Origin of the sequence: Paraburkholderia hayleyella, from assembly GCF_009455685.1 — a bacterium.
Lineage (GTDB): Bacteria > Pseudomonadota > Gammaproteobacteria > Burkholderiales > Burkholderiaceae > Paraburkholderia > Paraburkholderia hayleyella.
The window spans coordinates 1239980-1259026 of record NZ_QPES01000001.1; the positions used below are offsets into that span (position 1 = coordinate 1239980).

Sequence of the window (19047 nt, forward strand, 5' to 3'; positions counted from 1 at the left end):
CGGGAGCCGGTGCTGGCTGGATAGCGGGAGACACGGTGCAGGCAGTGCAGCTCGTGCGAACAATGTGGTAGCGCCATTTGCCTAGGAACGCTCAAGCAGCGCGAGGTCCTGCAAAGAGTTGGCATTGTAGAACGCACGTTCATCAGGAAAGTGCGCTGTGGCCAGCGTGTGGCGCGCGTACCACGCGCGGACGCGCCGCTCGCCGCTGGCGAGGCTCGCCGCGAGATCGTCAGCCAGCGCCGTACGCACCAGGGCCACCACCGGATGGAGCGCATGCTGTCCGTCGCGGTTACAGGTGAGGGCGGTGGCGATATCGGCTTCGCTTGCCTCAAGCGCTTCCATCAGACGCAGGGCCAGATCGGTAGGCAGAAAGGGCGTATCGCACGGCACGCACAGCATCAGCTCCGTGGTGGCCGCGCGCATCCCCGCCAGCAGACCGGCGAGCGGCCCGGGAAAACCGGCGAGCGGCCCGGGAAAACCGGCGAGCGTATCGCTGACCACCGTTGCCGCGAACGGTGCGCCAAGGGCCGTGTAATCAGCCAGATGGCGATTGGCGTTGATTAGCAGTGGACCGGTTTGAGGCGCGAGCCGTGTGAGCACATGTTGCGCGAGCGGCTCGCCGTGCAGCAGTTGCAAGCCTTTGTCGACGCCTCCCATGCGGGTGCCGCGCCCGCCTGCGAGCAGCAGGCCCGTGAGGGGGAGAGGGGGGCGGGAGGAGGACATGACGGAAACGCCGGGTAAACAGTGGGCAGTGGGGCCTGTGGGGCGGCGCTAGCCGCCGATGTACGACATTTCGACGCGCCGCTCGCCAGGCAGGGTGGGTCCGTGGGCACTGCCGCGCAGTTGCGAATAGCGGTCGTTGCGGTTGTGCCAGATATGGGCGATGGCTGCAGCCAGGTCGGCATCGCGGGTTCCCTGGCGCACGAGCGCTCGCAAGTCGTGCCCGGCTGAGGCGAACAGGCACAGATACAGCTTGCCTTCGGTCGAAAGCCGGGCGCGAGTACACGTGGCGCAAAAGGCCCGCGTCACGCTAGAAATCACGCCGATTTCCCCGGCGCCGTCGGCATAGCCCCAGCGCTGGGCTGTTTCGGCCTCGCTATGCGCTTCGAGTGGCACGAGCGGGTAGTGCGCCGCGATCTGCGCGATGACCTCGGCTGATGGCAGCACCTCGGTCATGTTCCAGCCATTGGAGGTGCCGACATCCATGTATTCGATAAAGCGCAACACGATGCCTGAATGGCGGAAATAGTTTGCCATCGGCAGGATCTGCGAATCGTTGGTGCCGCGCTTGACGACCATATTGACCTTGAGTGGCGCGAGGCCAGCCGAATGCGCGGTACTGATACCCGTGAGCACCTCGTCGAGTGCGAAGTCAGCATCGTTCATCTGACGAAAGAGCGGGTCATCGAGTGCATCGAGGCTGACCGTGACGCGTGTCAGGCCCGCGTTTTTCAGGCTGTGTGCCTTGCGTGCCAGCAGCGCGCCGTTCGTGGTTAGCGTGAGATCAAGTGGCTGGCCGCCTGGCGTGGTCAGCCGGGCAAGGCGTTCGATCAGATATTCCAGGTTTTTGCGCAACAAAGGCTCGCCACCGGTGAGACGGATTTTTTCGACGCCATGGGCGACGAAAATCCGTGCGAGGCGCTCGATTTCTTCGAAGCTGAGCAGCGCGCTATGGGGGAGGAAGCGATAGTTTTTGTCGAATACAGCACGAGGCATGCAATAGACGCAGCGGAAATTGCAGCGGTCCGTTACCGAGATACGCAGATCGCGTAATGGCCGGGCGAAAGCGTCATGCAGCGTGCCGTCCGGGGACGGTGGCCCCGGGTTCGCCGGAATTACCGGAATAGCGCTGATGTCGGCAACTGGAATGATGCGTCGGGACATGATGATTTTATTGAAAAATTATTCCCCTATTCTAACGGAAGGCGGTTTGGCACCTTGTTTGGCACGGACGCGCCGCGTTGTGCCATGGGCCTCGTCTGAAAAACAAAAAACCCCACGTTCCGAAAAACGTGGGGTGAGTCGGCGGCCAAAGCCCGCCAATGAAGACGGGCTTTGAGCTACCGGATAGCGCGGGCGCAGTGGACTTACTGCGAATGCCCGCCGGTTTCGATTTGCTGCATGGGCGTGCTATCGACCGCATCCTGGCGTTTGCGCTCGCGTGGCACGCGGCTGGGCCGGACGATTTGCGCGGAGGCTTCTGCGGCGGCACGTAGCTTGTTCACGTCGGTATTGACCCACACGAGGCCCGCACTTTCGAGTACCGGTTGCAGGGCCGCCGTATCAACCACCGCTGCTGCTGGTGCAACGGGGGCTGGCGCGGGAGCCGGAGCTGGAGCCGATGCGAGCGGTGCCGTGACGACAGGTGCGGCTGCTGGTGGAGGAGCAATTGCAACCGGAGCAACGGGAGCGAAAGCCGTAACAGGTGTAGCGGCGACTGCGCTAGCGGCCTCCGGCTGAACCGGTGCGGCTACGGCCACCGGTGCGGGCACTGGGGCGGGCACCAGGGTGGCAGGTGCTGCCACGGTTTCAGTCACCGCGGTTTCGGTTGCCACGGTTTCGGTCACCATGGTTTCAGTCACTTTAGTCACGGCAGGTTGCGCCGTTACTGTTTTGACTTCTTCGAACACAACGGCGGCAGACATTGTCGTGACTTGCTGCATGACGACAGGTGCTGCTTGCGGCGGTGGTGCGCTGACCTGGCGCGTCAGGGGCTCTGGCTGTTGCCGCACCGGTTGCGGCTGGGCTGGAGCTTCGGCGCTGAGGACGCTCACCGTGCCAGGCGTTGCTGTGGATGTGGTGATAACGGCCGCCGAGTCTGGCTCAGCGGATGTCGCTTCACGCTCATGTTGCGGCTGGATCTCCTGCGCATGAGGGGCATCGTCTTCCATGTCGTTGAATGACGTAGTTTGATCGACGCCCTCTTCGTCACGCTCGCGGCGTCCACCACGACGGCCGCGACGACGGCGGCGGCGCTCTTCACCTTCTCGCGCCACGGTTTCCTGATCGGCCAGTAACGCGCTTTCTGCCATTTCCGCTGGGGTTTGCCCAGTCTGGCTGCTCGCTGCTACTTCGGCAGAGTCTGGCTGGCGCCGGCGTTCTCCACGCTCTCCACGTTCTCCACGTTCCCGACGCTCGCCGCGCGCGGCTGTTTCTGTTGCCTCACCGCGTTCCGCGCGGTTGTCACGCTCGCGCGGCTCGCGGCCTTCACGCGGCTCACGTGTTTCACGTCCTGCGCGTGCTTCACGCTCGCGTCCTTCGCGTGGCTCACGGCCCTCGCGCGCTTCACGACCCTCGCGTGGCTCGCGGCCCTCACGTGTTTCACGTGCTTCACGTGGCTCGCGGTTTTCACGCCCCTCGCGGCCTTCACGTGTTTCCCGTTCTTCACGACGTGGCGTAGCCGTCTGGCCCTGGCGTCCGCCCGGCGCGGCATTCTCGCTCCGCCCCGCGGTATCACGGTTACCACTTGCCGAATTCCGGCGATTACGGTTGCGCTCGCCTGAACGTTCACCGCCGCGCTCGCGCGCCGGCCGGCCGGACTTGCTTTGTGCTGCCGGGGTGGCCGGTGCGGGTTCAGTGGTTGTGATGCCGAAAAGCTGCTTGAGCCAGCCGATAAAGCCGCCACCAGCCGGGGTTGCCGGGCGCGCTGCAGGCGCGGGGCGAACCGCCGCGCCGGGCGCGGGCTTTTCGGGGGTGATGCCCTTGACCGCGGCTTCCTGCTTCGGTTTGACGTCTTCGGCGCGTTTCGTGTAGCCGGTGTCGGATTCGAGTTCGCGTGCGGCTTCTTCCGCCATTTTCCAGGAGGCGCGAGGGTCGTCCAGGCGTGCATCGTCATGACGCAGGCGCTCAAGCTTGTAATGCGGCGTATCGAGATGCTTGTTCGGAATCAGGACGACATTGACCTTGAAGCGCGCTTCAATTTTGTTGATTTCCGCGCGTTTTTCATTGAGCAGGAAGGCCGTGACTTCAACCGGCACCTGGCAATGAATAGCCGCGGTGTGTTCCTTCATCGCTTCTTCCTGAATGATCCGCAGCACTTGCAAGGCGGAGGATTCGGTGTCGCGGATGTGCCCCGTGCCATTGCAGCGCGGGCAAGTCACGTGGCTGCCTTCGGACAGCGCCGGACGCAGGCGCTGGCGCGACAGCTCCATCAGCCCGAAGCGCGAAATCTTGCCCATTTGCACGCGTGCGCGGTCATGCCGCAGTGCGTCTTTCAGCCGTTGCTCGACTTCGCGCTGGCTTTTGGGCGAATCCATGTCGATAAAATCGATCACGATCAGGCCGCCCAGATCGCGCAGGCGTAACTGGCGGGCGACTTCGTCGGCGGCTTCGAGATTGGTGCGCGCGGCGGTTTCTTCGATATCCGCGCCTTTGGTGGCGCGGGCCGAGTTCACGTCGACCGCGACCAGCGCCTCGGTGTGATCGATCACGATGGCGCCGCCCGAGGGCAACGGTACCGTGCGCGAGTACGCGGTTTCGATCTGGTGTTCGATCTGGAAGCGGGAGAAGAGCGGGACATCGTCGTGATAGCGCTTCACTTTGCCGACGTTGTCCGGCATCACGATATCCATGAAGGCGCGGGCCTGGTCGTGGATTTCGGTGGTGTCGATCAGGATTTCGCCGATATCGGGCTGGAAGTAGTCACGAATCGCGCGGATGACGAGGCTCGACTCGAGGTAGATCAGCATTGGCTGGCCGCCCAGGCCGCTTTGCGAGGCGGATTCGATGGCACGCCACAACTGCATCAGATAGTTCAGGTCCCACTGCAGTTCTTCCGCGCTACGGCCGATGCCTGCGGTGCGCGCGATGATGCTCATGCCTTCGGGCAATTGCAACTGGCCCATGGTTTCGCGCAGTTCCTGCCGGTCATCGCCCTCGATGCGGCGCGAAACGCCGCCGCCACGCGGATTGTTGGGCATCAGAACCAGATAGCGGCCTGCGAGCGAGATAAACGTGGTGAGGGCCGCGCCCTTGTTGCCGCGCTCTTCCTTCTCGACCTGGACGATGAGCTCCTGGCCCTCGCGCAAGGCGTCCTGAATGCGCGCTGAACGGACTTCAGCACCATCGCGGAAATATTGGCGGGCGACTTCCTTGAACGGGAGAAAACCGTGGCGGTCTTCGCCGTAGTTGACGAAACAGGCTTCGAGCGAAGGCTCGATGCGCGTCACGATACCCTTGTAAATATTGCCTTTGCGCTGTTCGCGCCCGGCGGTTTCGATATCAATGTCGATCAGCTTTTGGCCATCGACAATTGCGACGCGTAGTTCTTCTTGCTGCGTCGCATTAAAAAGCATGCGTTTCATGAACGGCTCCAGAGCGGCGCGCTTGGCGTCGAGCCCGGACGGTTGTCAGCCGTTGGGTCGTGACGGTGGTGCGCCGCGCTTTGATGTGTTGACAAGTACGCTGGAGCGGGAAACATGGCGGGAGAACTGCCTGAGAGGGCCTTGTCCGGTCAGAAGGACTGGGGCCGCAGGGCACAGGCGAACACGGCTTCAAAAAATCATCGCGGGACACGCCGCAGTTTCTGGCAACCTGACATTCGTGCGCTTCACCGCTCTCGCCGGGCGTCACTGTGACCATGACGCGTGAGGGAGGAGCAAAAGCCATTGTCAGGTTGGGGAGGGGTTGCCACAAACTCGTGGCGTCCCGCCCGGCGGTGCCCTGCTTCATTCTGATGTCGCCAGTCCTGCACTTTCTGCAGGACGCACTGAGCGCACGCCGTATCTTCGCCAACTGCCAAGCTTCCTGCCAGGGGGCAAACCGCCCGATGCCGAGGCTTGTCAGTGAAATTCTTTCTAACCAGGATTCCGTTACCGCGGAGCCGACCTGACCGAACGCGCCTGTGGGCGCCGTCCCTGCCGGGTACTGGATTTCCGTTGCGTACAGCGTGTTGCATCTCATTTTTCGGGTGAGCAACCAGGCCCGGACGCAAGTATGCAAGTAAAATTAATACCTTGTTGCTTGCGCCTGCGCAATCCGCCAGACTCCCGGACAATGCGTCGACCGTCGCAGACTGCTGGGGCAAATTATATTCAGAATGAAAGAGCTAGGCAAAATATCCCATAAACCGGTTGCGAGCGACCAGGTCTCGATCATCGAGATCGACGACAATGCGGCGGGCCAGCGCATTGATAATTTTCTTTTGCGCATCTGTAAAGGCGTGCCGAAAAGTCACATCTACCGTATCTTGCGCAGCGGCGAGGTGCGAGTGAACAAGGGCCGGATCGATGCGCAATATCGTCTGGTGCTGGGCGACCGGGTGCGCGTGCCGCCTATCCGGGTGGCTAGCAGCGCCGAGCCCGCCGTGCCGTATGCGCCTGCGGCCCAGTTCACAACCCTGTATGAAGACGATTGCCTGCTGGTGCTTGATAAACCGGCCGGCGTTGCCGTGCATGGCGGCAGCGGTGTGGCATTTGGCGTCATCGAGCAGATGCGCGCCGCGCGGCCGCAGGCCAAGTTTCTTGAACTGGTGCATCGCCTCGACCGGGAGACCTCCGGCATCCTGATGCTGGCAAAAAAACGTGCGGCGCTGGTTAATCTGCATGAGCAGATTCGCGCCAACCAGATGGATAAACGTTATTTTGCCTGTGTGCATGGCGTGTGGGAGCCTGGCTGGGGCCACCGCCGTGCCGTGCGCGAGCCATTGCACAAGTACCTCGCCGCAGACGGCGAGCGGCGTGTGCGCGTGCAGCCGGACGGTCAGCCCTCGCATACCGTATTCAACCTGGTGGAGCGCTGGCCTGAATCCGGATATGCGCTGCTCGAAGCCGAACTGAAAACAGGCCGCACACATCAAATTCGCGTTCATCTGGCGCATTTGGGGCTGCCGATCGCAGGGGATGTCAAATATGGCGATTTCGCGCTGAACAAGGCGCTGGTTCGGGCCCATGCCCGCCCCAGCCTGAAGAGAATGTTTTTGCATGCGCACCGCCTGAAACTGACCCATCCGGTGACAGGCGCGCCGTTGCAGTTCGACGCGCCGCTGCCTGCCGAATGCCGCCGCTTTCTCGAACAGCTTACCTTGTTGCAGCAAGGCGATAACGAAGCACATCCGGAGAGGCCAACGCATGGCTCGTGAGCAATTTGACCTGATCGTCTTCGACTGGGACGGGACGCTGATGGATTCGACGGCGCACATTACGCGCAGCATTCAGGCCGCATGCCAGGATCTCGGCTTGCCGGTGCCCGCCGATCAGGCGGCAAGCTATGTCATTGGGCTCGGCTTGCGCGAAGCGCTGCAAATGGCCGCACCGACCCTGGACCCGGCTGATTACCCCCGTCTGATTGAACGCTACCGGTTTCACTATTTTTTGAAAGATCAGGCCACTGAGCTTTTTGCCGGGGTGCGTGAGATGCTGCAGGCGTTGCGCGATGACGGCTATCTGCTGGCGGTCGCCACCGGGAAAAGCCGGGTGGGCCTGAACCGGGCGCTCGATCAGACCAGTCTGACCAGTCTTTTCGACGGCACGCGCTGCGCTGACGAAACCTTTTCCAAGCCGCACCCGGCGATGCTGCACGAACTCACCCGCGAACTGGGACAGGGCCTTGCCCGCACGGTGATGATTGGCGATACCACGCACGATCTGCAAATGGCGCGGAACGCAGGCACTGCCGCGATTGGCGTCACGTACGGCGCGCATGCCGCCAGTTCACTGGAGGCGCTCCAGCCTGAATTTGTCGCACAAAACGTTGCTGAACTGTCGGCCTGGCTGCGCGAGCACGCATGAGCGAAGCAAAACCCGAACCTCCCGCGCTGGCGCCGGTACTGATCTGCACGGCTGCCGACCTGATTGATGGCGGTCTCGGCGTGCGCCGCGCCGCGTCTTTTGCCGGAAATGAGGCTGTGGTGTTTTTTGTGCGCTATGGCGGCCAGGTGCATGGCTATCTGAACCGCTGCGCGCATGTGCCGATGGAGCTTGACTGGGTAGAAGGCCAGTTTTTCGAATCTTCCGGCTTGTATCTGATGTGCGCGACGCACGGCGCCATTTATGCGCCCGACACCGGAAAATGCGTCGGCGGCCCATGCCGTGGTGGCCGGTTGCGTCCTGTTCGGGTTGAGGAGCACGATACTGCGGATGGCCGTACGGTATTCTGGCTGCCGGATGCTGAGCTGTATCCGCTTCCCACCCGTCCCTCCGATCTTTCCTGAACTTTCCTGACCTTCATTCGCAAGCATGGCTGACAATCACACCCCTGATCCATTCGAGTCCGCTGCCGTACCGCCCAAACGCCAATCCGCCGCTGAGCCGGGCTGGGAGCGGGCCGCGCTTGAGCGCATTGCGCTGGCTGCAATCCATGAACAAAAAGCGGCGCGCCGCTGGAAGATTTTTTTCCGTTTCGTTTTTCTCTTCATCGTGCTGGGCGCGATCTGGCGTATCTCCGACGTGTCGGGCGATAAAGCGGCGTCGACTGGCCGTCATACCGCGCTGGTGACACTTGATGGCGAAATTGCCGCCGATTCCTCCGCGAACGCCCGCGATCTCAACGCCTCGCTGCGTGACGCGTTTAGCGATGCGGGCACCGCGGGCGTTATCTTGCGTATCAACAGCCCGGGCGGTAGCCCGGTGCAGGCGGGCATCGTCTATAGCGAGATCCGCAGGCTGCGCCACAAGCATCCGTCGATTCCGCTGTATGTCGTAGTGGGCGACACGTGTGCGTCGGGGGGCTATTACATCGCGGCGGCGGCTGACAAGATCTACGTTGACAAAGCCAGCATCGTCGGTTCGATTGGCGTGCTGATGGATGGCTTTGGCTTTACCGGCCTGATGGACAAGCTGGGCATTCAGCGCCGGATGCGCACCTCGGGCGAGAACAAGGCGTTCTTCGATCCGTTTTCACCGGATACGCCGAAAATGGACGAACATGCGCAAGCCATGCTTGACCAGATTCACACGCAATTCATTGAGGCCGTGCGAGAAGGGCGGGGCAAGCGCCTGCACGAAACTCCGGACATTTTCTCGGGGCTCTTCTGGACTGGCGCGACAAGCGTTGAGCTGGGTCTGGCTGATGCTTTTGGCGATACCGATTACGTCGCGCGCGAAATCATCAAGGCCCCTGATCTGGTTGATTTCACGGTGAAAGAAAGCTTGTCGGACCGGGTTGCGCGCAAGTTTGGCGCAGCAGCCGGCAGCGCGGCGGTGCATGCGCTGGCGCTGGGTGGCCAGATGAGCTTGCGTTGAGCGCCGCTGGCGGCCCGGATGAGCCGCCAGCGTGGATGAGAAGATGAGAAGATGAAAAAAGGCCGCGGCCCGGAAACGGGCGCCGCGGCTTTTTTGTTTCAGGTTGCGAGCAGCAGAAAAATCGCAGGACGCTTGTGCAGATCGGGCGCTGCGCTTTTTTTCCAGTCGGCGGTGCTGCGGCTCATGATCGTTTCACTTTCCAGCGTCAGGTCGACCGCGATGCACACCCGCGTCGATGGGGCGCAGGTTGCCAGCAAGGTATCGAATAACGCTCGGTTGCGATAAGGCGTTTCGATGAAAATCTGTGTTTGCTGTGCTTTGCGTGAGAGTTGTTCCAGATCGCGCAGACGTTTAGCCCGTTCGCTGACATCCATGGGCAGATAACCGTGAAACGCAAAACTCTGGCCATTCAGCCCGGATGCCATCAGGGCGAGCAGGATCGAGCTTGGTCCAACGCAGGGCACCACTTTGACCCCGCGTTCATGTGCGCGCCGCACCAGCAGCGCGCCGGGGTCGGCGACCGCCGGGCAGCCAGCCTCCGACACCAGCCCTGCATCGGTACCGGCCAGCAGGGGCGCGAGCAGGCGGTCGATTTCTCCTGCAGGCGTATTGACGTTTAGCTCCTGGATCTCGATTTCCTGAATGGGCCGTTGAGTGCCGATCTTCTTTAGAAACACGCGCGTGGTTTTGGCATTTTCGCCAATGTAGTAGCCCAGGCCGGCGGCTCGCGCCTGCACGGAGGCCGGCAAGACGGTGTCAAGCGCGCTGGCGTCGCCGTCTCCCAGCGTATTGGGGATCAGGTAAAGAATGCCGCTCATGAAGCCTCCAGCACGGGATAACCTGCTGTGACCAGCATTTGGGTGAGCGCAATCAGGGGCAAGCCGATGAGCGCGGTAGGATCGTCGGCATGAATCGCTTCGAGCAGCGCGATGCCTAGCCCCTCCGATTTGGCGCTGCCCGCGACGTCGTAAGGTTTTTCCGCATGCAGATAGGCTTCGAGCGCCGTGTCGGGCAGGTCACGAAAGCGCACCCGGGTTATGACATCCTGAATTTGGGCCACGCCAGTACGGCGCTCGAACAGGCAGAGCGCGCTGTGAAACAGCACCTCCCGGCCCCGCATGGCCTGAAGCTGGGAGAGCGCTGTGGCGTGGTTACCGGGTTTGCCGATTTGGCGCTGGTCGAGCGTGGCCACCTGGTCGGAGCCGATGACCAGTACCGCGTCGTTGCCCGTGAGGCTGGCCGCGACAGCACGCGCCTTCGCTTCGGCTAGCCGCAATGCCGTGGCGGCGGGTGTTTCATGGCTGAGTGGGGTTTCGTCGAGATCCGGAACGATGACATCAAAAGGAAGCTGCAGGCGTTCAAGCAATTCACGACGATAGCGTGAACTTGACGCGAGAATCAGGCGGGGAGGGCGAATCACGGAGTCCGGCATGGCGGTGTTTAGGCGGCGAAAAGAAGACAGGAACTGTGCAGCGCGACCAGGTCGGCCGCACGGGGCTTAAGTGTTTGACTCAAAAAGACAAAGCGGCTATGATCTTGGGCTTTTCAGCATTGCGCGAACGCAACCAGGCTAGGCTTCGGGCGAAACTTGGACGCGAAAGAATAATGCGAAATGGCACGAAGGACAGACACGAAGGACGCGAAGGATGTGACGCGATGTGCCGTCCGGCTAGGTGTGTCCTGGAGTGTGCCCCGGTTAGCGAGCTGCTCAAGAAGCTGATGGATGCAACTGATGGATGCGTTGTCAGGCGCGATCATGTGGCGAAACCCCTGCTGATGAAGGAATACGCATGATTCAACATTCGGCTGTACCGGTTGACCCGCGCGAGCTTGATCTGTTCGAATTTGCCCGCAGTGGCTGCCAGGCGGCTGGTGCGATGCGGGTTTCGCAATTGCCGCGCATGTTAAACGAAGTTCCCTCCGAGGCGCCAGACCGCGACACCTTGTTCACCTGGCAAGCCGAGGGCGCGACTCAACCTGAATTGCAGGATGACGGCGCCGAGGGGCCGCAGCCCTACTTGCGGCTTGCGGTTCATGGTGCGGCCTGGCTTGAATGCCAGCGGTGCCTGGCGCCCTATGAACAGGCGTTCGATGTCGATGCGACGTACCGGATTGTCAGCTCCGAAGAAGAGGCCGATGCCTTTCCGCTGGATGAGGATACGGTTGAGGTTATCGTGGGTTCACGTCAGTTCGACCTGTCGGCGTTAATCGAAGAAGAATTATTACTGGCGTTGCCGCTGGTACCGAAACATGCGGTATGTCCAGTGGTGCACGAAAGTCTTGTTTCGGGTGTTTCAGGTGCGGATGCCATGGGCGATGCATCTGATGGGCTCGATGGGGTGCAGAATGCGCCTGAAATCGAGCCCGAACGGCCTAACCCGTTTGCGGTGCTGGAAGCGCTGAAGACGCGGCGGCCCGGATGAAGAAAGTATTAATTTAAGTTGCTTGAGCAAGGTAGTGGAGCCAGCGTGCGGCACGGTTTGTTGGCCATTGGGTAATGGCAGCGGCTTCGCCTGGCTGTGTTAGAATCTGAAAAATTTTTAGGAGTTGTCATGGCAGTCCAGCAAAACAAGAAGTCGCCGTCAAAGCGCGGTATGCATCGTTCGCATGATTCTCTCAGCGTTGCACCTTTGGCTACCGAGCCCACAACAGGTGAAGTTCATCTGCGCCACCACGTTAGCCCCAATGGCTATTATCGCGGCAGGAAAGTCATCAAGACCAAAAACGATTAATCGCTGATTAATTGTTACCTGTCGTTATCTGTTTTAACGCACATGCCGTTAGCGTTTTGCTGAGTGATCGGCTCGCTTGACATTTCCCGGCTCAGCAAAAAAGCGGCATTCAATTGCCGCTTTTTTGTGCCCGAAATTCGTCGCATTCCATGACTGTAAAGCTCACGATAGATTGCATGGGAGGCGACCACGGCCCATCCGTGACCGTTCCCGCCGCGCTCAGCTTCGTCCGCTCGCATCCTGATGCACACCTGGTGCTGGTCGGCATTGAAAGTGCGATTCTCGCCCAGTTAAAAAAAGCGAAAGCGCTGGATCATCCCGCGCTCACGGTTGTTGCCGCCTCCGAAGTCGTCGCAATGGATGACCCGGTTGAGGTGGCGCTGCGCAAGAAGAAAGATTCCTCAATGCGGGTGGCGCTCACTCGCGTCAAGCAAAATGAGGCGCAAGCCTGTATTTCAGCCGGGAATACCGGGGCGCTGATGGCGGTTTCCCGCTACGTGCTCAAGACACTGCCGGGCATCGAGCGCCCGGCTATCGCCTTTGCCTTGCCCACCCGCACGGGCTATACGATGATGCTCGATTTGGGGGCCAACGTCGATTGCGAGCCACAGCACTTGCTGCAGTTCGCCGAGATGGGGCACGCGCTGGTGTCCGCGCTGGAAGGCCGGGCTCGTCCGACCATCGGTTTGCTGAATATCGGCGAGGAAGTCATCAAGGGCAACGAAACCATCAAGCGTGCAGGTGAGTTGCTGCGCGCCAGCGCGCTGAATTTTCGCGGCAATGTCGAGGGTGACGATATCTACAAGGGCACGACCGATGTGATTGTGTGCGACGGCTTTGTCGGCAATGTCGCGCTGAAGACATCGGAAGGTTTGGCGCAGATGCTCTCCGACATCATCAAGGAAGAATTTAGCCGTTCGTGGCTGTCGCGGATCATGGCGGTGCTGGCATTGCCTGTGTTGCTGCGTTTTAAAAAGAGGGTGGATCCGCGGCAATATAACGGCGCCGCGCTACTTGGGTTGAGAGGCCTGGTCATCAAGAGCCACGGTTCAGCCGACGCATATGCGTTTGAATGGGCGATCAAACGAGGGTATGATGCCGCCAAAAATGGCGTGCTTGAACACCTTGCGCGGGCGATGGAAGAAAATGCGAGTTCTCTTCAACACTTGCATCATGCAGGCGATGAAGATTCGGTAACCCTTGCCATTGCTCCTGCGGCCTCTGATGCTGCGCCACTATTCTTGAAGACATAATGGCTCAATCGACAATCTATTCCCGCGTGCTTGGCACCGGCAGCTATCTGCCGCCTGGGCGTGTGACTAACCAGGAACTTGCTGCGCGTCTCTTGCAGCAGGGCGTCGAAACCAGCGATGAGTGGATCGTTGCACGCACCGGCATTCGCGCCCGCTATTTTGCTGAAAGCGACACCACGACGAGCGATCTGGCATTCATTGCCGCGCAGCGCGCCATTGAAGCTGCTGATATCGATCCGCAATCCATCGATCTGATTATCGTTGCAACTTCCACACCGGATTTTGTATTCCCCAGTACGGCTTGCTTGCTGCAAAACAAGCTGGGCATTCGTAATGGCGGCGCGGCGTTCGATGTTCAGGCTGTATGTTCCGGTTTTGCCTATGCGCTGGCCACGGCTGACAGCTTTATTCGCAGTGGCCAGCATCGCACCGCGCTGGTGATCGGCGCGGAAACCTTTTCCCGCATTCTCGATTTCAACGACCGCACGACTTGCGTGTTGTTTGGCGACGGCGCGGGTGCGGTTATCCTCTCGGCTTCTGCTGAACCCGGTGTGCTGGCTAGCGCGCTGCATGCAGATGGCAGTCATGCGCATATTCTCTGCACGCCAGGCAATGTCAACCGTGGCGTCATTGCAGGCAGCGCGTTTTTGCACATGGACGGGCCGGCGGTATTCAAGCTTGCTGTCAATGTGCTCGAAAAGGTTGCCCTTGAAGCGCTGGCCAAAGCCAGTCTCACCCCTGATCAGATTGACTGGCTGATCCCTCATCAGGCCAATATCCGCATCATGCAAAGCACTTGCCGCAAGCTGGGCTTGCCGCAGGAACGGATGGTCGTTACGGTGAGCGAGCATGGCAATACCTCGGCGGCCTCCATCCCACTCGCGCTCGATGTCGCTGTCCGCGACGGACGCATTCAGCGCGGCCAGAACGTGCTGCTCGAAGGCGTCGGCGGTGGTTTTACCTGGGGTGCTTCGGTTATTCGCTATTAAAGAAGATTGCGCTTTGGCGCATTTGCAGTCCTTGTGGACGTGAATGCGGCCGCCTGTTAGCTGCATCTATATATCGAATTGGGGGTGACATGAAATTTGCGTTTGTTTTTCCTGGGCAAGGTTCTCAGTCGGTAGGCATGCTCAATGCCTTTGCTGGCCACGCGGTGGTGCGTGAAACGCTGCAAGAGGCGTCGGATGTACTCAACCAGGATCTGGGCCGGCTGATTGCCGAGGGCCCGGCCGAGGATCTGAATCTCACCACCAATACCCAGCCGGTCATGCTGGCTGCGGCTTATGCCCTTTACCGTGCATGGCAGGCAGCGGGTGGTCCGGCTCCGGCGCTGGTTGCCGGGCATAGTCTGGGTGAATACACGGCGCTGGTTGCCGCTGGCGCATTGGCATTTCGTGATGCCATACCGCTGGTGCGGTTTCGTGCCGATGCCATGCAATCGGCGGTGGCGCCAGGCGCGGGCGGTATGGCCGCGATCCTTGGCCTCGATGATGATGTCGTGCGGGCCGTGTGCCTCGAGGTATCGAGCGCCAAAGACGCCGGTATCGTGGAGGCGGTTAATTTCAATGCGCCCGCCCAGGTCGTGATCGCGGGCCATACGGCTGCCGTTGAGCGGGCTTGTGAGCTGGCCAGGGCGAAGGGCGCCAAACGTGCGCTGCCGCTTCCGGTATCGGCGCCGTTTCATTCAACCTTGCTGAAGCCTGCATCGGACAAACTTCGTGACTATCTGGCACAGATCGAGGTGCGTTCTCCGGCTATTGCGCTGGTGAACAACATCGATGTCGCCATGGTGAGCGATCCGGCTGCAATCAGGGACGCGCTGGTGCGCCAGGCTGCAGGCCCGGTGCGCTGGGTCGAAAGCATTCAGGTCATGGCCCGGCAAGGCGTAACCCATGTGATTGAGTCAGGCCCAGGCAAGGTTCTGTCAGGCTTGACGAAACGCATTGATGGCAATCTGGCAGGGTTGTCGATTGTTGATCCAGCATCGCTTGACGATGCGCTCCGGCTGGTTGCCGTTTGAGCGCTGAAGGAGCAGCAAGTCTTCAGCCATTGACGAACAGATAATCTGGATAGTTATGACAGAAAAAATTCTCGATAAAAAAATCGCACTAGTAACCGGCGCATCACGTGGCATTGGTCGCGCGATTGCTCTTGAGCTGGCGCGCCAGGGCGCAACGGTGATAGGTACGGCTACGAGCGAGAGAGGGTCCCAGGCCATTAGTAACGGATTTGCCGAGGCCGGTTTGAATGGCCGTGGGGCTGTGCTGAATGTCAACGAGGCGGCAGCGGTTGATGCGTTAGTCGACAGTATTGTCAAGGAGTTTGGTGCGCTTTACGTGCTCGTGAATAACGCAGGCATTACCCAGGATCAACTCGCGTTGCGCATGAAAGACGAAGATTGGGACGTGGTCATCGATACCAATCTGAAGTCGGTGTTTCGCCTGTCGCGTGCGGTGTTGCGGCCGATGATGAAGGCTCGTAGCGGACGCATCATCAATATCACTTCGGTGGTTGGCGTTTCGGGTAATCCAGGCCAGGTCAATTACGCGGCGGCCAAGGCGGGCGTGGCTGGCATGACACGTTCGCTAGCGCGTGAAATTGGCAGCCGCGACATTACCGTGAACTGCGTCGCGCCTGGCTTTATCGATACCGATATGACCAAAGGGCTAGCTGACGAACAGCAGGCCGCACTAAAAAACCAGATTCCACTAGGCCGTTTGGGGAGTCCCGAAGACATTGCCCATGCGGTAGCATTTCTTGCATCGCCACATGCCGGCTATATCACCGGTGCGACGTTGCATGTCAACGGCGGTATGTACATGTCGTAATTCGATCCAGCTACCATCCTGTCGGGCATGTTTGCATGCGTGCCAGACGGGTGGCTGGACAGGAAGTGTGCCGTGCATTTTTGCGGGGGCAAACCTGATAAAATGCGCGCACTTGTATTTTTGAACTTTTTCCCTTGGAGGGGTAATGGACAACATCGAACAGCGCGTCAAGAAAATCGTTGCAGAACAACTGGGCGTTGCGGAAGCCGAGATCAAGAACGAGGCTTCGTTCGTGAATGATCTGGGTGCTGATTCGCTCGATACCGTTGAACTCGTTATGGCCCTCGAGGATGAGTTCGGCATGGAAATTCCTGACGAAGAAGCCGAGAAAATCACAACGGTGCAACAAGCTATCGATTACGCTCGCGCGAACGTCAAGGCTTAAATCATTAGTCATTTACGCTTACGTTTGTGCATTGTTCCTGCGCGCTGCCCCACGATCGTCGTTTGCGATGGTTGCAGAAATAACGTGCTGGCCGATGCAGGCGTTAGCGCTTTAGTCGACTTGTTTGTCGATCGGGTTAACTAGCCACACGGCAGGCAGGACACCGTTTCTGTCACCGATGTGGCTTTCGCTTTTGTCATCCTATGAAAAAGGGGTTACCGTGAGCCGCCGTCGTGTTGTTGTTACAGGCCTGGGGCTGATTTCGCCTGTTGGCAATAATGTTGCCGATGGCTGGGCCAATCTGGTTGCCGGCAAGTCCGGTATTGCTGACATCACCAGGTTCGATGCGTCGAATTTCTCGACCCGTTTTGCTGGCGAGGTGAAGGGTTTCAATATTGAGGATTACATCGCGGGCAAGGAAGCGCGCCATATGGATACCTTTATCCATTACGGCGTTGCGGCGGGTATTCAGGCAATGCAAGACAGCGGGCTCGAAATTACCGAGGCAAACGCTGAGCGCGTAGGGGTCGTGGTGGGGTCCGGCATTGGTGGTTTGCCAATGATCGAAGTCACTCAGACCGAGCTGCTGAACCGTGGGCCACGCCGGATTTCACCGTTCTTTGTGCCCGCGTCGATCATCAACATGATTTCCGGCCATCTGTCTATCAAGTTTGGTTTCAAGGGCCCTAATCTGGCGATCGTCACTGCCTGTACGACGGGTTTGCACTGTATTGGCGAAGCTTCGCGCCTGATCGAATACGGTGATGCCGATGTGATGATTGCGGGCGGGGCAGAGTCCACGATATCGCCGCTCGGTGTCGGCGGGTTTGGCGCGGCGCGGGCGTTATCGCAGCGTAATGATGATCCTGCAACGGCCAGCCGTCCTTGGGATATCGACCGCGATGGCTTTGTGCTGGGTGAGGGCGCGGGCGTGATGGTGCTCGAAGAATACGAGCACGCAAAAGCACGCGGCGCGAAGATTTACGCCGAGGTCGGTGGCTATGGGATGAGCGGCGACGCTTATCACATGACCGCGCCGCTAGAGGATGGCGATGGTGCGCGCCGCTGCATGCTGGCCGCGCTGAAGAACGCCGGGGTCAACGTCGATCAGGTTAATTACCTGAACGCGCACGGCACATCCACGCCGCTGGGCGATCTGGCTGAAACCACGGGTATCAAACGCGCGCTTGGCGATCATGCGAAGCACGTGGTTGTAAACTCGACCAAATCCATGACAGGGCATTTGCTGGGTGGCGCAGGGGGGCTGGAGTCGGTCTTCACGGTGCTGGCGCTGCATCACCAGATATCGCCGCCGACGATCAACATTTTCAACCAGGATCCTGCGTGCGATCTCGACTACTGTGCCAATACGGCCCGCGAGATGAAAATTGATGTCGCCCTGAAAAATTCATTTGGCTTTGGCGGCACGAACGGCACGCTGGTTTTCAAGCGCGCCTGAATGGCGTTTGATCCCGCCGCAGCGGTGGCGCTGCAAGAAGATTCGCGCAGCCTGTCGTTGCGGCCTTCTTTCATGCTCGAAGGCACCGCGACGCTTTTTGCCATGGTTGCCCTGGCCGCGGTTTGCCAGGCCATAGGGCGTCATTTTGGCTGGGTAGCGGCTGGGCTGGCGGGGTTGGTTACGCTGGTCTTGCTGCTGGCGAGTGCGCTGCGTTACCGGCGCCGTCTGCCCGTGTTACTCAAGATCAGGCCTGATAGCCTGCTGGCGCAAGACCGCAGAGGAATGACGCTCGCACAGGGCCAGATTGCAGGGTGTACGCAATGGGCGGGCTGCCTGCTTGTGATCGTGCTGATAAATGAAACAGGTCGCGCCTGGGTGCTGCTGGTCGCAGCCGATGCGCTCGCGCCTAACGCTTTCCGTGAGCTTGCCGTGCTTGCACGGCGTCGCTCACACGCTTGACTGTAAAGACTGTAACGGCTGTTATTGCTGCGACGTGACGTTGCGGCGGTAACGCTACAATGGTGCCCCGCGATGTGCGCCCCATAGTTAAAACGGATTTATCAGGTGAGCGAAAAAGAAATAGACCAGGTTTTGGTCGAGCGTGTCCAGAAGGGCGACAAGGCGGCGTTCGAGCTTCTGGTCAGTAAATATCATCGCAAGATTCTCCGGCTGATTTCGCGTCTCGTGCGCGATCCAGCCGAGGTCGAGGACGTGGCGCAGGACGCTTTTATCAAGGCGTATCGGGCGCTATCCCAGTTTCGTGGCGAATCCGCTTTCTATACGTGGTTGTACCGGATTGCCGTTAATACGGCGAAGAATTATCTTGCGACCCAGGGGCGGCGGGCGCCCACTTCTACCGAAGCCAATGCAGAAGAAGCGGAAACTTTCTCCGATGCGGACCAACTAAGGGATATCAACACGCCCGAGTCGATGTTGATGAGCAAGCAGATCGCCGAAACGGTCAATGCTGCAATGGCGGTTTTGCCGGACGAACTGCGCACCGCCATTACTCTCCGTGAAATTGAAGGTCTGAGCTACGAAGAAATCGCTGAAATGATGGGATGTCCGATCGGCACCGTCAGATCAAGAATTTTCCGTGCTCGTGAAGCCATTGCGGCAAAATTGCGTCCGTTGCTTGACACCCCTGAGGGCAAGCGCTGGTAATGCCAGCCTGCTGGAAGGGACTGCGGTGCGATATCTGGGTTAGGTGG

At 59.9% G+C, this 19047-nt stretch carries 19 protein-coding genes; 14 read left to right on the top strand and 5 right to left on the bottom strand.

The genetic code is table 11. The annotated features are described in order from the left end of the window. Positions 1–81 precede the first annotated feature (81 nt). The 3 genes from mobA to GH657_RS05690 form a co-directional block, all read right to left on the bottom strand. Positions 82–723: a molybdenum cofactor guanylyltransferase gene (mobA, locus tag GH657_RS05680; protein ID WP_153099807.1), complete on the bottom strand. Its 642-nt coding sequence runs from the start codon at positions 721–723 to the stop codon at positions 82–84. A gap of 48 nt (positions 724–771) precedes the next feature. Beyond that, positions 772–1884: a GTP 3',8-cyclase MoaA gene (gene moaA, locus GH657_RS05685; protein ID WP_153099808.1), complete on the bottom strand. Its 1113-nt coding sequence runs from the start codon at positions 1882–1884 to the stop codon at positions 772–774. Positions 1885–2087: 203 nt separating this feature from the next. Next, entirely contained in the window at positions 2088–5303 is a 3216-nt protein-coding gene (locus GH657_RS05690) for an Rne/Rng family ribonuclease (protein ID WP_153099809.1), read from the bottom strand. A gap of 734 nt (positions 5304–6037) precedes the next feature. Between GH657_RS05690 and GH657_RS05695 the strand changes: the two genes are divergently transcribed. The 4 genes from GH657_RS05695 to GH657_RS05710 are packed head-to-tail and all read left to right on the top strand — an operon-like array spanning position 6038 to position 9179. Further along, entirely contained in the window at positions 6038–7078 is a 1041-nt protein-coding gene (locus GH657_RS05695; RefSeq protein WP_153099810.1) for an RluA family pseudouridine synthase, read from the top strand. Continuing rightward, entirely contained in the window at positions 7068–7727 is a 660-nt protein-coding gene (locus tag GH657_RS05700; protein ID WP_153099811.1) for an HAD-IA family hydrolase, read from the top strand. Before GH657_RS05695 ends, GH657_RS05700 begins: the two co-directional genes overlap by 11 nt. Then, entirely contained in the window at positions 7724–8149 is a 426-nt protein-coding gene (locus GH657_RS05705) for a Rieske (2Fe-2S) protein (RefSeq protein WP_153099812.1), read from the top strand. The genes GH657_RS05700 and GH657_RS05705 overlap by 4 nt, the downstream gene beginning before the upstream one ends. Positions 8150–8174: 25 nt before the next feature. Continuing rightward, entirely contained in the window at positions 8175–9179 is a 1005-nt protein-coding gene (locus GH657_RS05710; protein ID WP_153099813.1) for a S49 family peptidase, read from the top strand. Positions 9180–9277: 98 nt separating this feature from the next. Here GH657_RS05710 and GH657_RS05715 read toward each other — a convergent pair whose 3' ends face one another. Both GH657_RS05715 and GH657_RS05720 read right to left on the bottom strand, forming a co-directional pair. Further along, a complete protein-coding gene (locus tag GH657_RS05715) occupies positions 9278–9997 on the bottom strand; it encodes an SAM-dependent methyltransferase (RefSeq protein ID WP_153099814.1) in 720 nt (239 codons plus the stop codon). Beyond that, entirely contained in the window at positions 9994–10611 is a 618-nt protein-coding gene (locus GH657_RS05720; RefSeq protein ID WP_153099815.1) for a Maf-like protein, read from the bottom strand. Before GH657_RS05720 ends, GH657_RS05715 begins: the two co-directional genes overlap by 4 nt. 358 nt (positions 10612–10969) lie before the next feature. Between GH657_RS05720 and GH657_RS05725 the strand changes: the two genes are divergently transcribed. The 10 genes from GH657_RS05725 (at position 10970) to rpoE (ending at position 19000) form a co-directional block, all read left to right on the top strand. After that, a complete protein-coding gene (locus tag GH657_RS05725; protein WP_153099816.1) occupies positions 10970–11602 on the top strand; it encodes a DUF177 domain-containing protein in 633 nt (210 codons plus the stop codon). A gap of 129 nt (positions 11603–11731) precedes the next feature. After that, complete coding sequence (rpmF, locus tag GH657_RS05730) at positions 11732–11911, top strand: 50S ribosomal protein L32 (RefSeq protein ID WP_153099817.1); 180 nt, start codon at positions 11732–11734, stop codon at positions 11909–11911. A 149-nt stretch (positions 11912–12060) separates the two neighbouring features. Next, positions 12061–13164, top strand: coding sequence for a phosphate acyltransferase PlsX (gene plsX / locus GH657_RS05735; protein WP_220094834.1), 1104 nt, complete (start codon positions 12061–12063; stop codon positions 13162–13164). Next, complete coding sequence (locus GH657_RS05740; RefSeq protein ID WP_153099818.1) at positions 13164–14153, top strand: beta-ketoacyl-ACP synthase III; 990 nt, start codon at positions 13164–13166, stop codon at positions 14151–14153. The genes plsX and GH657_RS05740 overlap by 1 nt, the downstream gene beginning before the upstream one ends. 89 nt (positions 14154–14242) lie before the next feature. After that, positions 14243–15184 carry an ACP S-malonyltransferase gene (fabD, locus tag GH657_RS05745; protein WP_153099819.1) on the top strand — a complete coding sequence of 314 codons (942 nt, stop codon included), beginning with the start codon at positions 14243–14245 and terminating at the stop codon, positions 15182–15184. Positions 15185–15239: 55 nt separating this feature from the next. Continuing rightward, positions 15240–15992: a 3-oxoacyl-ACP reductase FabG gene (gene fabG, locus GH657_RS05750; RefSeq protein ID WP_153099820.1), complete on the top strand. Its 753-nt coding sequence runs from the start codon at positions 15240–15242 to the stop codon at positions 15990–15992. A 145-nt stretch (positions 15993–16137) separates the two neighbouring features. Beyond that, complete coding sequence (acpP, locus tag GH657_RS05755) at positions 16138–16377, top strand: acyl carrier protein (protein ID WP_004197638.1); 240 nt, start codon at positions 16138–16140, stop codon at positions 16375–16377. Between the two features lie 220 nt (positions 16378–16597). Beyond that, positions 16598–17836 carry a beta-ketoacyl-ACP synthase II gene (gene fabF, locus GH657_RS05760; RefSeq protein WP_153099821.1) on the top strand — a complete coding sequence of 413 codons (1239 nt, stop codon included), beginning with the start codon at positions 16598–16600 and terminating at the stop codon, positions 17834–17836. Beyond that, complete coding sequence (locus tag GH657_RS05765; RefSeq protein WP_153099822.1) at positions 17837–18295, top strand: protein YgfX; 459 nt, start codon at positions 17837–17839, stop codon at positions 18293–18295. It begins immediately after the preceding gene. A 105-nt stretch (positions 18296–18400) separates the two neighbouring features. Beyond that, positions 18401–19000: an RNA polymerase sigma factor RpoE gene (rpoE, locus tag GH657_RS05770; protein WP_153099823.1), complete on the top strand. Its 600-nt coding sequence runs from the start codon at positions 18401–18403 to the stop codon at positions 18998–19000. The last annotated feature ends 47 nt before the right edge of the window (positions 19001–19047 follow it).

Excerpts from the sequence above, each read along its gene's own strand:
- mobA (WP_153099807.1), bottom strand. The coding sequence starts at position 723 with ATGTCCTCCTCCCGCCCCCCTCTCCCCCTCACGGGCCTGCTGCTCGCA.
- moaA (WP_153099808.1), bottom strand. The coding sequence starts at position 1,884 with ATGTCCCGACGCATCATTCCAGTTGCCGACATCAGCGCTATTCCGGTA.
- GH657_RS05690 (WP_153099809.1), bottom strand. The coding sequence starts at position 5,303 with ATGAAACGCATGCTTTTTAATGCGACGCAGCAAGAAGAACTACGCGTC.
- GH657_RS05695 (WP_153099810.1), top strand. The coding sequence starts at position 6,038 with ATGAAAGAGCTAGGCAAAATATCCCATAAACCGGTTGCGAGCGACCAG.
- GH657_RS05700 (WP_153099811.1), top strand. The coding sequence starts at position 7,068 with ATGGCTCGTGAGCAATTTGACCTGATCGTCTTCGACTGGGACGGGACG.
- GH657_RS05705 (WP_153099812.1), top strand. The coding sequence starts at position 7,724 with ATGAGCGAAGCAAAACCCGAACCTCCCGCGCTGGCGCCGGTACTGATC.
- GH657_RS05710 (WP_153099813.1), top strand. The coding sequence starts at position 8,175 with ATGGCTGACAATCACACCCCTGATCCATTCGAGTCCGCTGCCGTACCG.
- GH657_RS05715 (WP_153099814.1), bottom strand. The coding sequence starts at position 9,997 with ATGAGCGGCATTCTTTACCTGATCCCCAATACGCTGGGAGACGGCGAC.
- GH657_RS05720 (WP_153099815.1), bottom strand. The coding sequence starts at position 10,611 with ATGCCGGACTCCGTGATTCGCCCTCCCCGCCTGATTCTCGCGTCAAGT.
- GH657_RS05725 (WP_153099816.1), top strand. The coding sequence starts at position 10,970 with ATGATTCAACATTCGGCTGTACCGGTTGACCCGCGCGAGCTTGATCTG.
- rpmF (WP_153099817.1), top strand. The coding sequence starts at position 11,732 with ATGGCAGTCCAGCAAAACAAGAAGTCGCCGTCAAAGCGCGGTATGCAT.
- plsX (WP_220094834.1), top strand. The coding sequence starts at position 12,061 with ATGACTGTAAAGCTCACGATAGATTGCATGGGAGGCGACCACGGCCCA.
- GH657_RS05740 (WP_153099818.1), top strand. The coding sequence starts at position 13,164 with ATGGCTCAATCGACAATCTATTCCCGCGTGCTTGGCACCGGCAGCTAT.
- fabD (WP_153099819.1), top strand. The coding sequence starts at position 14,243 with ATGAAATTTGCGTTTGTTTTTCCTGGGCAAGGTTCTCAGTCGGTAGGC.
- fabG (WP_153099820.1), top strand. The coding sequence starts at position 15,240 with ATGACAGAAAAAATTCTCGATAAAAAAATCGCACTAGTAACCGGCGCA.
- acpP (WP_004197638.1), top strand. The coding sequence starts at position 16,138 with ATGGACAACATCGAACAGCGCGTCAAGAAAATCGTTGCAGAACAACTG.
- GH657_RS05765 (WP_153099822.1), top strand. The coding sequence starts at position 17,837 with ATGGCGTTTGATCCCGCCGCAGCGGTGGCGCTGCAAGAAGATTCGCGC.